Origin of the sequence: Mucilaginibacter rubeus (genome assembly GCF_003286415.2) — a bacterium.
GTDB classification, from domain to species: domain Bacteria; phylum Bacteroidota; class Bacteroidia; order Sphingobacteriales; family Sphingobacteriaceae; genus Mucilaginibacter; species Mucilaginibacter rubeus_A.
Map to the genome: position 1 here is coordinate 5,616,407 of NZ_CP043450.1, position 12,990 is coordinate 5,629,396.

Below are 12,990 nucleotides of genomic sequence, written 5' to 3' on the forward strand. Positions count from 1 at the left end.
CTAACTGTAGTATCTTTGACACTGATGCAAAGAGAACAGATTTCGGTTTTTGATATGTTTAAGATTGGCATAGGCCCGTCAAGCTCACATACGCTTGGCCCATGGCGTGCCGCTCAACAGTTTGTACAGTCGCTTGAGCAACAAGGGGTATTGCCGCTGGTGCAGCAGGTTAAGATATTATTATACGGTTCCTTAGCCAAAACCGGCGTGGGGCACGGTACCGATATAGCCATATTGCTTGGCCTGAGCGGCGATGACCCGGTTACTTTTGAGGTAGACCAGGTAACGCCTAAAATTGCGCACATCAAAAGCTCACATCAATTGATACTTGGCGGTGTATTACCTATAAGTTTTTATGCCGAAGATGATTTGCTGTTCCTGTTCAATGAAAGCTTGCCTTATCATCCCAACGCGGTAACCTTCCAGGCATTTTTGAGTAATGGCAAGGCTGTGTCAGAAACTTATTACTCCATAGGTGGTGGTTTTGTAGTGAAAGATGGAGCATCCGGCCCGGCTAAAGCTGAGGTAGATCTCCCCTTCCCTATTGACACCGCTTCCGACTTGCTCCATTGGTGCATCAAAACCGGGCTGCGCATCTCGGAGGTTGTGGCCGAAAACGAGCTGGCCTGGCGCAGCGAACAGGAAACCCGTACAGGTGCGTTGAATATTTTCAGGGCATTAAAAGAATGCATTTATCGCGGCTGCCATACCACCGGTCAACTTCCCGGCGGATTAAATGTGGCAAGGCGTGCCGCTAAACTAAACGCCAGGCTCATCGGCAATAATAAATACAGCAATTACGATGAGTGGGTAGCAGCCATCAGAAACACAGGCGACAGCTTCAAAAATACATTAGACTGGGTGAGTTGCTTTGCATTGGCCGTTAATGAAGAGAACGCTTCATTTGGTCGTGTAGTAACCGCACCAACAAACGGTGCTGCAGGCGTAATCCCTGCTGTACTGCAATATTACATTGCTTTTTGCGAAGGCAATACCGAACAAAAGATCATCAACTTTTTGTTTACGGCCAGCGAGATCGGTAGTATTTTCAAAAAAGGTGCTACCATATCAGCAGCTATGGGCGGCTGCCAGGCCGAAATCGGTGTATCATCAGCCATGGCAGCGGCAGCGTTAACCGAATGTATGGGCGGTACCCAACGCCAGGTATTGATGGCAGCAGAGATAGCCATGGAACACCACCTCGGCCTCACCTGTGATCCTATAGGCGGATTGGTACAGGTGCCCTGCATCGAACGTAATACCATGGGCGCCATCAAAGCGATAACAGCTTCGCAGCTCGCCCTTCAAAGCAATCCTGAAAAAGCTAAGGTAAGTCTTGATGCCGTGGTAAAAACCATGTGGCAAACCGCATTGGATATGAACTCGAAATACAAGGAAACGAGTGACGGCGGGTTGGCAATTAATATTCCTATTAGTTTGCCGGAGTGTTAGAGGATTTACTTTTTAAACAGCCTTGAATCAAATTGAAAAAAACCTGTAGCTGTAATTTTTACTGATTTAAAATCGATGTGCAAAGGATTTAGTAAGTAATTAAAATCGCCGGCAACAGTAGCCGATGGTACCTGCATTACCAAATACTTGTTAGCTTTTACAAAGCTGTCCCCAAGTTGTTGTGTTGCTTTTATCAATGGGTTACTGTTCCATTTTTCTGGTAATTGATCAGCAGCGGGCTTAAAAACTTCTGAATTATCAGGCAATTCAATAGTTACCATAAAATAATCAGCGGGCATTAACCCAAGTGGTGTATGTACCGCAACTTCAAGTACAGCCAATGCACGTGATGAAGAAGTGTAAACTACAGCGGTTCCCTTACTGTTCCATCGACCGCCGTTTAGTTCGGCCCCTCTGCCACTTAAATCATTAATGTAAGCCTGTTTACTTAAACGATAAACGATCATGCAAGTATACCATGTTCGATCCGCCCTAATTCATCGCGAATCATGTTGATACCAAAGGCTGTATCCAAAAGTTCTTTAGGCTTTACTCCACCCAGGGGTATACTTTGGTAATCCATCCAGGCATAAAACTTGTTTTCATCGCCAAAAACCTCTATGCCTTTTTTATAAAGTAACTCGATCATCACTATCTTTTCAGAATAGATGGGGTCAAAAGTTTTATTTTCTTTTTTGTAGCGCTGAATTGTACGTTCGGAAAGATGTAGGTACGAAGCCCAGTCATCTATGTTAAAATGGATATAATTTGATAATTTAGTAAGGTAAGGAAATGAAATCCCCTCCCTCACCATCGAGGTTAAATTAACCTCATCATCATCAAGAAATTTATAGGGTTTTGGAGTGCTCATAACTTCTTTGTAAATTGACTATAAATTTACGACAATTGTCAATAAAATACAAAACCAATTTACTTCTTAGCAAAAACAGCCCCCACATCTACCTTCAACTTATCCACCCACATCCCATACATTTTACCGGAGGGGTGTAACCCGTCATCGGCCAATAGAGAAAGGTCATGTGCTGCCAATTTGGATATACCGGTTATCTCAACGTAATTGACTTTGGCATTACTACTTATTTCTCGGTTAATGTCGTTAAACTGATCTATCTCGGGACCTATCACTGCATCATTACCATGGGCAAAAGGTGTAACACCATAGTCAGGGATTGATAGTACAAACACATGTTCCCTGATACCGCCTGCAAATTTGATAGCAGTGTTTAAAACCTGTTCAAACTTAACGCGATAGTTTTCCTGGCTCAATCCGCCGTATTGATCGTTAACACCTATCAGCAGGGTAACCACATCATATGTATTGCTTTTAACATCACTTTTATCAATAGCCTCAATCAATTGATCGGTTGTCCAACCGGTTCGGGCGATGATAGTCGGGGCATTTACTTTAAAACCTTGCAGCTGGTTAGCCAATTGGTTGGGAAAAGCCTGATCAATAGGAACAGACTGCCCAATAGTATATGAGTCGCCGAGGGCAAGGTATGTTAAGGTATCCTGTATCACTGTAACTGGTTTTGACGGGGGATTATAACTAACCGGCGCAGGCATATTTTTCCCTGCACAAGCCGATAAAGTGAACGCTGTAAATAAACTTAAAATTACTCCCCTCATTATAATATCTCCATACCAAAAAGTACGGAAATATGATGTTTCAGGTTTTTTTTAACTTCATTAATATCAACGTCTTGCCCAAGTTCCTGCTGCATAGAAGTTACTGCCTTATCGTCGATGCCGCAGGGCACTATGTTTTTAAAATAGCTAAGATCGGTATTTACATTTAAAGCGAGGCCATGCATGGTTACCCAACGGCTGCAGCGTACACCCATGGCACATATTTTACGGGCTTTTTCATTATCGGCGTCAAACCAAACACCGGTATATCCTTCATACCGGCCAGCATTTAAACCAAAATCAGCCAGGGTCAGGATCACCGCTTCTTCCAGCGTACGCAAATACAGGTGAATGTCGGTAAAAAAATTGTCGAGATCGAGGATTGGGTATGATACAATTTGACCCGGACCATGGTAGGTAATATCGCCACCGCGGTTTATCGGATAGTAAACGGCGTGTTTTTCTTTCAGGCCTTCCTCATCTAACAGTAAATGTTCAGGCTTACCGCTTTTGCCTAAAGTATATACGTGCGGATGCTCACAAAATACCAGGTAGTTGAAAGTTTCATCGGCCTCAATAGTATCGTAAGCTACGCCGGCACCTCCATCTTTAGCTGCTGCTTCGTAGGCCGTTTCGCGGTTACGGTTTTCAATTTTGGTTTTAACCGTTTCGCTAAAAATAGATTCCTGTTTATCCCAGGCTTGCTGGTAGTCGATCAGGCCCCAGTCCTGAAAAAATACTTTTTTGTTTTTCATCACTCGCCCTTTACGTAGCCTATCATATAATCTTCATACTGCATATAGCCTACAGTATAATCGATAACATTATTTTTTTTATGCAATTGTGCATTTACCACCCCGTGGTGTTCAAACTGAAACGGCTCCAGGAGAATGTTGTCGGCAAAAGAAACTTCTTTTTGTCCGTTGCATTTATAAACAGCCTCTTTGGCGCACCAGCAAACATATAACTGTTCTATTTTTTGCCTGCCGCCTATAAAGGCCAGCTCTTGTTTGCGCATAAACTTATTGGCAATACGTTCAACCTTTTGCTTTATCTGTTCAATATCAATTCCAACCTTATGCGTTTTGCTGATCATTACAGCGGCATAATCAAAAGAATGACTTAAGGAGATATGATAAGGCAGGTTTACCAGGTAAGGTTTACCATGTTCATCAACCTTACAGTCGATATACTCGTCGGTGCGAAGCATTTTACGCAGCAGTACACGGGTACCCAGCCAGTGCAGGTGGCGCTTGCCATTGCTCAGGCTCTCCACAAAATCTTTCTCCTGCTGGTTAAGTTGTAACTGGCTGTACAGGTCTGTAGCCTCCTCTTCGATACGCCAGAGTGCAAACTCGGTATCATCATCAATACGCTGCCTGTATGCTATCGCCATAAAAGTAAAATTGCAAAATAGGATGCAAACATATGTCAAAAAATATTAAATTGTATAACTGCAACTACATATTCATAATCAACTGACATATATGTGGTTTGGGAGTAGTTTTAGCGCTATATCAACGCATTTCGCTTTCCCATATTGTTCACAAAAGCCGGAGGCAATTGGGCTAATTTTTATAATTTAGCGGCAGCAATAACCTGCCCGTATGATACTATCTGATAAGCGCATCCTCGAAGAAATTGAACAAGGCCATATTATTATTGAACCATTTAACCGCGAGTACCTCGGTACCAACTCGTACGATGTGCATTTGGGTAAATATTTAGCTACTTACCGTAACAGGGTGCTCGATGCTAAAGTTCATAACGAGATTGATGGTTTTGAAATTCCTAAAGATGGCTTTGTGCTTCAGCCAAATACACTTTACCTGGGCGTAACCATGGAGTACACCGAAACCCACCGTCATGTGCCGTTTTTGGAAGGCAAATCAAGTACCGGGCGTTTAGGTATTGATATCCATGCAACCGCTGGCAAGGGCGATGTTGGTTTCTGCAATACCTGGACACTTGAAATTTCATGCGCTCAGCCGGTACGAATTTATCCGGGCATGCCAATCGGTCAGCTTATTTATTTTGTGGTTGAAGGCGAAATTGAAACTTTATATAACAGTAAAGCCAACGCCAAATACAACAACCCGACTACCCGCCCGGTTGAAAGTATGATGTGGAAGAATAAATGGTAGTTTTTTAAGCCCAAAGTCTCAAGTCGAAAGTCTTAAGTCATGAGCATAAAGCAAGACTTTTGACTTAAGACCAAGAACTTCAGACTTAGTACTTTTTGCGTATCTTGGTAGTCAACATTTTACTACCTATGAACTTCAAACGCCTATCGGTTGGAACCCTTATCATCTTACTTGTTGGTACTACTTTAGCTTTTATAAAACCCGACGATGAACTGGTAACAAAAATCGTCGCCCAGCTTGATAAATGGCGGGCCGAGTATCCTCAAGAGAAAGTTTACCTGCACTTTGATAAACCCTCTTATGCCATTGGTGAAGACATCTGGTTTAAAGCCTATGTTACCATTGGCAGTGAGCATAAACTTTCGGCTTACAGCGAAACCCTGAATGTTGACCTGATTGACGATAATGACTCGGTAAAACGCAGCCTTAAACTCCCTTTAACAGCAGGCTTAGCGGCGGGCGATTTTGCATTGGCAGATAGCATGTCTGAAGGTAATTACCGGATCCGCGCCTACACCAACTGGATGCGTAACCAGGGTGAGGCTTATTTCTTTGATAAAACCATAGCTGTAGTAAACGGCATTAGCAATAAAGTATTTACCAAAACCGCCTATAACTACAGCACATTAAACGGTAAACAAAAGGTAACGGCCGTAATTACTTATACTGACCTAAACGGTATACCATACGTTAATAAACCTGTAAGTTATGAGGCTGAAATAAATGGCAAATCTATCGCCAAAGGAAAAGGCGTAACCGACGATAAAGGCAACCTTACCGCCAGTTTTACCAATAACTCACCAGTTGCTATCACAACCGGGCACATCAATACCGAAGTTAAACTTGACGATAAGCGTACCGTTACGAAAGCCGTACCTATCAAAACATTATCTAACAAAGTTGATGTACAGTTTTTTCCGGAGAGTGGAAATTTAATTAACGGCATTTTTGAAAAGGTAGCTTTTAAAGCCGTTGGTGCCGATGGCTTGGGCGTTGATATTAAAGGCTATATCGCCGACGATCAAAATAACCAGATCTCGGCGCTGGGCGAGAGTCATTTTGGCATGGGTACCGCAAATTTCGAACCCGAAAGCGGCAAAACATACAAAGCGCATATTACCTATGCCGATGGCTCGGAGGGTATTTTTGATTTGCCTAAAGCAGTTGACAATGGCTATGTATTAAGCGTTAACAGCATGCGCGATGATAAAGTATTTGTGTCTATCATTCCGGGTAAAAATGCAGCAAACGGGACAGCATCCTTGTCGGGCTTAACGCTTATAGCACAATCGGGCGGAGAGCTTTGTTATGCTGGGAAAAGCAAGGATGGGGCAACGTCCTTTTCGGCAGCCATTCCAAAAGATAAATTCCCATCGGGTATAGTACAGTTTACCTTATTTTCAGCAACCGGCGAACCATTGAATGAACGCCTTGTTTTTATTCAAAACCCCGACCAGCTTAAGCTTGCCGTTACATCAGAAAAACAAAGCTACAAACCGCGCGAAAAAGTAACCATCAACCTTAATGCTAAAATCAGCCAGGATAAACCTGTTATAGGCAGTTTTTCGGCATCGGTTATTGATGAGTCGAAAGTTAATACCGACGAGGCTAACGAAAGTTCGATATTTTCGACACTATTACTCACTTCCGATTTGAGGGGATATATCGAGAAGCCTAACTATTACTTTACCAATGTAAGCAATGAAACCAAGGCTAATCTTGATGCCCTGATGCTTACCCAGGGATACCACCGGTTTGAATGGAAACAACTGCTTGCCGGTAAATTTACGCCGATAGTTTTCAAGCCGGAGAAATCGCTTGAAGTAACCGGCCACCTTAAAACCTTTGGCGGCAAACCGGTACCTAACGGTAAGGTTACCCTGTTTTCGACAGCTGGAGGCACTTTTATTATTGATACTGTTGCCGATGCTGAAGGAAAGTTTACTTTTAAAGACCTTGTTTTCAGGGATAGCATCAAATTTGTTATCCAGGCACGTACCGCTAAAGACCGTAAAAACCTCGACATTACCCTTGATAAGATAACACCGCAAGCTGTTGGCCCAAATAAAAACGCACCCGATATCCAGATCAATATCAATGACGGGGCATCGGCCTATCTTTTAAACAGTAAAAAACTATATGACGAGCAGGTAAAATATGGCATAGGCAACCATACCATCGTATTGAAAGAAGTGGTAATAAAAGAGAAACGGGAAAACCCATTCAAAAACTCGGCGAACCTTAATGGGGCCGGCAATGCCGATCAGACCCTTACCAGTAAAGATCTGATATACGGCGGCATGCTTTCGCAGGTATTGCAGGGCCGGCTTAACTTTGTAACATTCAGAAACGGCATTCCATATTCAACCCGGAGCCCAAACACGCCTATGCAAATTATACTTGACGGCGCGTATGTTGAATCGGATTTTCTGGATAACCTTACGCCAAGCGATGTGGCTACTGTTGAAGTATTAAGAACAATTGGTACCACAGCAATTTATGGAGCAAGAGGTTCGGGCGGCGTTTTAGTTATAACCACCAAACGTGGCGGCGGAGATGCTGTTTATAATAAATATGCTCCGGGTATAGCCACCTATGCACCTAAAGGGTATTACAGAGCACGTGAATTTTATTCGCCTAAATATGATGATCCTAAAACCAATGCGCAGATGCAGGATCTTAGAAGCACCATTTACTGGTCGCCCGGTTTGATAACTGATAAAGATGGTAATACGTCAATGAGCTTTTTCAACGCCGACGCTAAGGGTACCTATCGTGTAATAATTGAGGGTATTGATGCCGATGGTAACTTAGGCAGGCAAGTTTATAGATATAAGGTAGAATAATATTATTTTTTAGTGGATATTATTAATCCTTTGTGATATTTTAGAGTCATACAGGACACTTACAATCCTACTAAACCTTATGAAATATCTACGTGCAGTCCCCTTACTCGTATTATTGCTGCTTAACTTAAAATCATTTGCTCAAACCGATAGCAGCTTTTTGAAAAAAGCCGTTGCACTATCAAACAAACAATTAACCGACAAACCCACTGAAAAAGTTTATCTGCATTTAGATAAGCCATTTTACAATATCACCGATACCATCTGGTTTAAAGTTTATACGGTAACCGGTGCCGAACATCAATTATCAGATATAAGCGGCGTGGTACATGTTGAACTTATTAATGCCAAAGATTCTGTTGCCCGGCGGATTAACCTAAAACTCACCAACGGTGTGGCCTGGGGCGATTTTGTGTTGCCCGGCAATTATAAAGCCGGCAGCTATCGCCTGAGAGCATACACCAACTGGATGCGAAACCAGGGAACTGTAGCTATGTTTGATCAGCGGATCCAGGTAAACGGCCGCCCTGTTTTCGGAGCAAATCAACCACAAAACCAGCCTGCTACAGAAAACAAAACTGACGTTCAGTTTTTTGCGGAAAGTGGAAGCCTGGTGAATGGTCTAAGATCTAAAATAGCAGTTAAAGTAATTGGCCAAAACGGACTTGGGCGGGATGCCAAAGGCTCAATAACCGACAACGACGGTAACGAAGTTGCTGAATTTGAAACCACTCACCTCGGTATGGGCATATTTGCGTTGCTTCCACAGGCAGGTAAAACCTATAAAGCGAAAATAACAACAGACGGCATTCCTCCTTTTACTGTTGATCTTCCCAAAGCTGGCGATGAAGGTTTTACCATGACAGTGAACAATCGGCTTACTGACAGTATTAATATCAAATTAACAGCATCTTCTAAAACCCTCGGGACAAAGCAGCACGCTTACTACTACCTGGTTGGTCAGTCGGGAGGCAAGGTTTATTACACTACTTCTTTTAAACTTGAAGACCCCGGTTATTCATTCAAGATTGAAAAGAAACGCTTTCCATCAGGGATAGCCCAGTTTACCTTATTTGGCGCCGATGCAGAACCACTTAATGAAAGGATCGCATTTATACGCGCCAACGACACATTGAAACTTAAGTTGAATATAGCCGCTCAAAAACTCGCGACGCGAAACGCAGTATCTGTGGTTATGGAGGCCGCTAATAATGCCAGCAAGCCGGTAATTGGCGCTTTTTCTGTATCTGTAATAAACGAGAGCCGTATTCCTTTTAATCAAAATGCCGAAAGTACCATACTCAATAACCTGCTCCTGACATCCGACCTTAAGGGTTATATAGAACAACCCAATTACTATTTTAATAACATTACTGATAAAACCGAAAGCGACCTGGATATGCTTATGCTTACACAGGGCTATCATGGTTTTGAGTGGCGAAAAACTTTAAGTGAAAAACAGGAACAACCAGATTTTAAAGCCGAAAAGTCACTGAGCCTTGCAGGAGCGCTACAAACCCCGGGTGGCAAACCGATACCCAACGGTAAGGTTACATTACTGGGCAACAGGGAAAATTTTTATGCAGATACCGTAACCAACCTGAATGGCGATTTTAAGTTTGAAGATGTTGATGTTTCAGATACTTCCCACCTGCTGGTTCAGGCCCGCAAACAAAACGATGGAAAAAATGTAACCATATTTGTTAAACAGACCGATTATCCAAAAGTTGAGAAAACTACAACCTCGGTTAGTAATCAGATCGCATTATTCAGCAATCCTCAACAAATCTTTGCTCAATACTTAGAACAGCAAAAAGCTGATTCTTTAAAAAATGGGGTTGCCTTAAAAGAAGTAGTAATAAAAGGGAAAAAAGCTACTGCTCCTAACGAGTTCAATAGAAACGGAACAAATCAAGTAGTCAATGTAAATATGGCCAAATTAAGAGCTGTAAAAGACGTATCCTTAAAGACAGCGTTATATACAGCTGAACCACGGGCCCATATTGAATTAGGTGGCACTTATAAAAATGACATATTAAACGGATTTGCATCGTCGATGCTTGTAGATGGAACTATCGTCGATGAACAACAATTGGCTTTTTATAGCGTCGACGAAATAGAAAGCGTGCAGCTTGTATTTGGTGCAGGAGGTATTAAACCCAAATTTGTTATCACCACCAAACGATACGCCGGCACAGATACAACAGTATTAAAAGAGGTTAACATCCGTTCAACAAAAACAAGTAAAGCAAACTATAGAGGTTACTCCGCAGGGAAATTAGGCCCTGCACCAGATCAGGTCATTATGGGCGAAAAACTTGTGGGATGCACGAAACTATCCGACTGTCTGAGAAACCAGATTTTTGGGGTAATATTTGATGTAAACGGGAATCCCATCAATAGCCGCGACAATAAGAAAATGGCGATTCTCCTGAATGGCGCCGTATTAGATGGCAGCGTTTTGAATAGTATTAGCGCGGCGGATGTTTATAGCATAGAAGTTTTACGCGGAGCTTCCTATGCAGTAGCCATTGGTTCTGAATTTCCGGGAGGTGCGCTTGCTATTACCACCAAACAAGGTGGAGATAATTATGTAACCGGTAGCAGCTCATCTTCAGGCGTCATAACTTATCCGTTTAAAGGTTTTTATAAAGCCCGTACATTTTACTCCCCTAAATATACTGCCGCAAATGTCAATACAAACATCCCTGACTATCGTACCACAATTTTCTGGGAGCCCAACATTGTTACTAATGAAACGGGCGAAGCATCCTTCAGTTATTTCAACGCCGATACCCGTGGTATTTACCGGGTAACTGTTGAAGGCATTGATGCCAATGGTAATTTAGGAAGACAGGTTTACAGGTATAAGGTGGAATAGTTTAAATCGGAAGTCCGCAGTCAGAAAGTCCGAAAGAAATAAGCATTGCTTAGTCTTTCGGATTTTACTTTTTAAATGAAATAGCTTCAAACAGAAGTCCGCAGTCGGAAAGTCCGAAAGAAATGAGCATCGCTCAAATCTTTCGGACTTCCTTTTTTTAAACAAACTTATTTAGAGCTTAAATAATATTTCTCCCAAAAATCAACCGATTTTGACATTTCGCCGGCTCCTCCCGCTGCTCCACGGCCCATGCCGCCGCCCATGCCTCCACGGCCACCCCTTCCTCCACGACCGCCACCCATGCCGCCGCCCATTCCACCTCTGCCACCACGACCACCACCGCCAAAGCCGCCGCCATCATGATCGCCTTCTCCTGTACCACCACCGGTTGGCCGTTGAAAACCGTTTATTTTAAAATTGAAAGCCCATTCACTTTTAAACGTATCGTTACCGGCATGAAAAAAACTTAACGGGATGGCTGCCTCATAAACCAGGTCGCCGTTGGCATCATAATTTATAGCGGTTTTAATACCATAGGTATTGGACGTGGTGATCATATCACCCTCTATATCCTTAAATCCAATAACCTTAATATATCTTAGCTTAGTTATGCGTTCGCGCATCAGCTCATCACGGTCGGCCTGGGTAATCTCTCCATTATCATCTTTGGGTTTTGGAAATTCCAGTTTTTCACCGGGGGCGGCTAAGGGAAAAGTAAGGGTAAAACTATCTTTCTTTTTTCCTTTGGGATCGATAGTTAAAGTAATACCGGCATTCAGCACTTTCATTTTATCAAGCCTGTCACTCACCCTGATGGCGGCATACAGGTAATCCTTATCATTAGCCAGTGCATAATTTAACTTCTTTTCGTCGTTATAATAACGCAGACTATCGCCCCACTCCTTCAAGTCGCCGTCAACATTGATGTTAGCAGGCGGGCCTTGCAGATTGTTTTTTGTGTTTTGGGCAGATGAATGGTGAGCGGTTAAAAGTTGTGCAGCTAATGCCAAAGCAAAAGCCGGGTATGCCTTTTTCATGTGAAATTTTTTAGGGGTTTGTGTGTAACATGATTTTTAAGACCATGGAACACGATTTTAACACTTTTATTATTGTTTTTGAGTAAATTTGTAGTTACGTATGCCAACCGAAGTACAGGAAGAAACATTTACCCTCGAAGAGTTACTTGCAGGACTTAAAGAGACACATCGTTTAATACTCTGGAACGATGATTTTAACACTTTTGACCACGTGATCCACTGTATGATGAAATACCTGGATTACTCTGAACCACAGGCCGAAAAGATAGCCTGGAAAGTACATAATGAAGGCAAATGCGCCGTACTTGAAGGCTCTTTTACCGAAATGGAGATTTACCGCAAAATCCTTCAGCAGGAAGGATTAACAGTTTCTGTAGAATAAAACGCTAACAATAACCGGCATGATAAAAAAAACATTCATACTTTTTTTAATAGTCGGTTGGGCCAGCCTTACCGCCTGCGGCCAGGGGAAAAACCTGAAACTGGTATTCATCCGTCATGCCGAAAAGCCCGATGTAGGGGATAACCTTTCATGCGCAGGCTTTAACCGTTCGCTTAAACTGCCCGAGGTTTTAAAAGCCAAATTTGGTTTGCCCGATCATATTTATGTACCGGCCATGCACCAGGGCAAGTCAACCCCGAGGTCGCGTATGTTCCAAACTATCTCGCCATTTGCAGTAAAATATAACCTTACTATCAATAGTAATTTTGAGGAAGAGGATGATAACGGCATGGCCAAGGAGCTTACATCAAAAAAAGGCACCATCCTTATTGTTTGGGAACACAATGAGCTTAAACCTTTGCTGAAAGCTTTAGGCCTTAAAGTTAAAGACCTGCAATGGCCCGATAATGATTTTGACAGCATCTGGATAGTGACCTTCAAAAAAGGCCAACCATCATTAACCCAGGATAAAGAAGGAATTACACCGGCTGCAGGATGTAGTTTTTAAAAATTCACCTATCTTCCCCAAATGTTAATT

The 12,990-nt window shown here is 42.6% G+C and carries 12 protein-coding genes; 6 read left to right on the forward strand and 6 right to left on the reverse strand.

What is annotated here, in order from left to right; genetic code table 11:
• Positions 1–24: 24 nt before the first annotated feature.
• Positions 25–1,452 (forward strand): L-serine ammonia-lyase, encoded by a 1,428-nt coding sequence (locus DEO27_RS22405; RefSeq protein WP_112568799.1) that lies wholly within the window; start codon positions 25–27, stop codon positions 1,450–1,452.
• 5 nt (positions 1,453–1,457) lie between these two features.
• On the opposite strand, the gene DEO27_RS22410 is transcribed toward DEO27_RS22405, so the two are convergent.
• Genes DEO27_RS22410 through DEO27_RS22430 form a run of 5 tightly spaced genes read right to left on the reverse strand, consistent with a single transcriptional unit; the run spans position 1,458 to position 4,498 of the window.
• The gene (locus DEO27_RS22410) at positions 1,458–1,919 is read right to left on the reverse strand and encodes an RES family NAD+ phosphorylase (RefSeq protein ID WP_112568801.1); all 462 of its coding nucleotides are present in this window, start codon (positions 1,917–1,919) and stop codon (positions 1,458–1,460) included.
• On the reverse strand, positions 1,916–2,323 hold the full coding sequence (locus DEO27_RS22415) for an antitoxin Xre/MbcA/ParS toxin-binding domain-containing protein (protein WP_112568803.1): 408 nt from the start codon (positions 2,321–2,323) through the stop codon (positions 1,916–1,918). The genes DEO27_RS22410 and DEO27_RS22415 overlap by 4 nt, the downstream gene beginning before the upstream one ends.
• A gap of 59 nt (positions 2,324–2,382) precedes the next feature.
• Complete coding sequence (locus DEO27_RS22420) at positions 2,383–3,102, reverse strand: SGNH/GDSL hydrolase family protein (protein ID WP_223818024.1); 720 nt, start codon at positions 3,100–3,102, stop codon at positions 2,383–2,385.
• Entirely contained in the window at positions 3,102–3,857 is a 756-nt protein-coding gene (lipB, locus tag DEO27_RS22425; RefSeq protein ID WP_112568805.1) for a lipoyl(octanoyl) transferase LipB, read from the reverse strand. Before lipB ends, DEO27_RS22420 begins: the two co-directional genes overlap by 1 nt.
• Positions 3,857–4,498: a 4'-phosphopantetheinyl transferase family protein gene (locus DEO27_RS22430; protein ID WP_112568808.1), complete on the reverse strand. Its 642-nt coding sequence runs from the start codon at positions 4,496–4,498 to the stop codon at positions 3,857–3,859. Before DEO27_RS22430 ends, lipB begins: the two co-directional genes overlap by 1 nt.
• Positions 4,499–4,709: 211 nt before the next feature.
• Between DEO27_RS22430 and dcd the strand changes: the two genes are divergently transcribed.
• From dcd to DEO27_RS22445, 3 genes are all read left to right on the forward strand, one after another.
• The gene (gene dcd / locus DEO27_RS22435; RefSeq protein WP_112568810.1) at positions 4,710–5,246 is read left to right on the forward strand and encodes a dCTP deaminase; all 537 of its coding nucleotides are present in this window, start codon (positions 4,710–4,712) and stop codon (positions 5,244–5,246) included.
• 128 nt (positions 5,247–5,374) lie between these two features.
• Complete coding sequence (locus DEO27_RS22440; RefSeq protein WP_112568812.1) at positions 5,375–8,092, forward strand: TonB-dependent receptor plug domain-containing protein; 2,718 nt, start codon at positions 5,375–5,377, stop codon at positions 8,090–8,092.
• A 79-nt stretch (positions 8,093–8,171) separates the two neighbouring features.
• Positions 8,172–10,973: a hypothetical protein gene (locus DEO27_RS22445; protein ID WP_146749986.1), complete on the forward strand. Its 2,802-nt coding sequence runs from the start codon at positions 8,172–8,174 to the stop codon at positions 10,971–10,973.
• Between the two features lie 167 nt (positions 10,974–11,140).
• Here the strand turns inward: DEO27_RS22445 and DEO27_RS31590 are convergent, their stop codons facing one another.
• Entirely contained in the window at positions 11,141–12,010 is an 870-nt protein-coding gene (locus tag DEO27_RS31590) for a hypothetical protein (RefSeq protein ID WP_190295190.1), read from the reverse strand.
• A gap of 100 nt (positions 12,011–12,110) precedes the next feature.
• On the opposite strand from DEO27_RS31590, the gene DEO27_RS22455 reads away from it, so the two are divergent.
• Entirely contained in the window at positions 12,111–12,392 is a 282-nt protein-coding gene (locus DEO27_RS22455; protein WP_112568816.1) for an ATP-dependent Clp protease adaptor ClpS, read from the forward strand.
• Positions 12,393–12,411: 19 nt separating this feature from the next.
• Positions 12,412–12,960, forward strand: coding sequence for a histidine phosphatase family protein (locus DEO27_RS22460; protein WP_223818025.1), 549 nt, complete (start codon positions 12,412–12,414; stop codon positions 12,958–12,960).
• Positions 12,961–12,990: the final 30 nt, after the last annotated feature.

Bases quoted from the DNA above. Each gene is read 5' to 3' on its own strand.
- DEO27_RS22405 (WP_112568799.1), top strand. From the start codon at position 25: ATGCAAAGAGAACAGATTTCGGTTTTTGATATGTTTAAGATTGGCATA.
- DEO27_RS22410 (WP_112568801.1), bottom strand. From the start codon at position 1,919: ATGATCGTTTATCGTTTAAGTAAACAGGCTTACATTAATGATTTAAGT.
- DEO27_RS22415 (WP_112568803.1), bottom strand. From the start codon at position 2,323: ATGAGCACTCCAAAACCCTATAAATTTCTTGATGATGATGAGGTTAAT.
- DEO27_RS22420 (WP_223818024.1), bottom strand. From the start codon at position 3,102: ATGAGGGGAGTAATTTTAAGTTTATTTACAGCGTTCACTTTATCGGCT.
- lipB (WP_112568805.1), bottom strand. From the start codon at position 3,857: ATGAAAAACAAAAAAGTATTTTTTCAGGACTGGGGCCTGATCGACTAC.
- DEO27_RS22430 (WP_112568808.1), bottom strand. From the start codon at position 4,498: ATGGCGATAGCATACAGGCAGCGTATTGATGATGATACCGAGTTTGCA.
- dcd (WP_112568810.1), top strand. From the start codon at position 4,710: ATGATACTATCTGATAAGCGCATCCTCGAAGAAATTGAACAAGGCCAT.
- DEO27_RS22440 (WP_112568812.1), top strand. From the start codon at position 5,375: ATGAACTTCAAACGCCTATCGGTTGGAACCCTTATCATCTTACTTGTT.
- DEO27_RS22445 (WP_146749986.1), top strand. From the start codon at position 8,172: ATGAAATATCTACGTGCAGTCCCCTTACTCGTATTATTGCTGCTTAAC.
- DEO27_RS31590 (WP_190295190.1), bottom strand. From the start codon at position 12,010: ATGAAAAAGGCATACCCGGCTTTTGCTTTGGCATTAGCTGCACAACTT.
- DEO27_RS22455 (WP_112568816.1), top strand. From the start codon at position 12,111: ATGCCAACCGAAGTACAGGAAGAAACATTTACCCTCGAAGAGTTACTT.
- DEO27_RS22460 (WP_223818025.1), top strand. From the start codon at position 12,412: ATGATAAAAAAAACATTCATACTTTTTTTAATAGTCGGTTGGGCCAGC.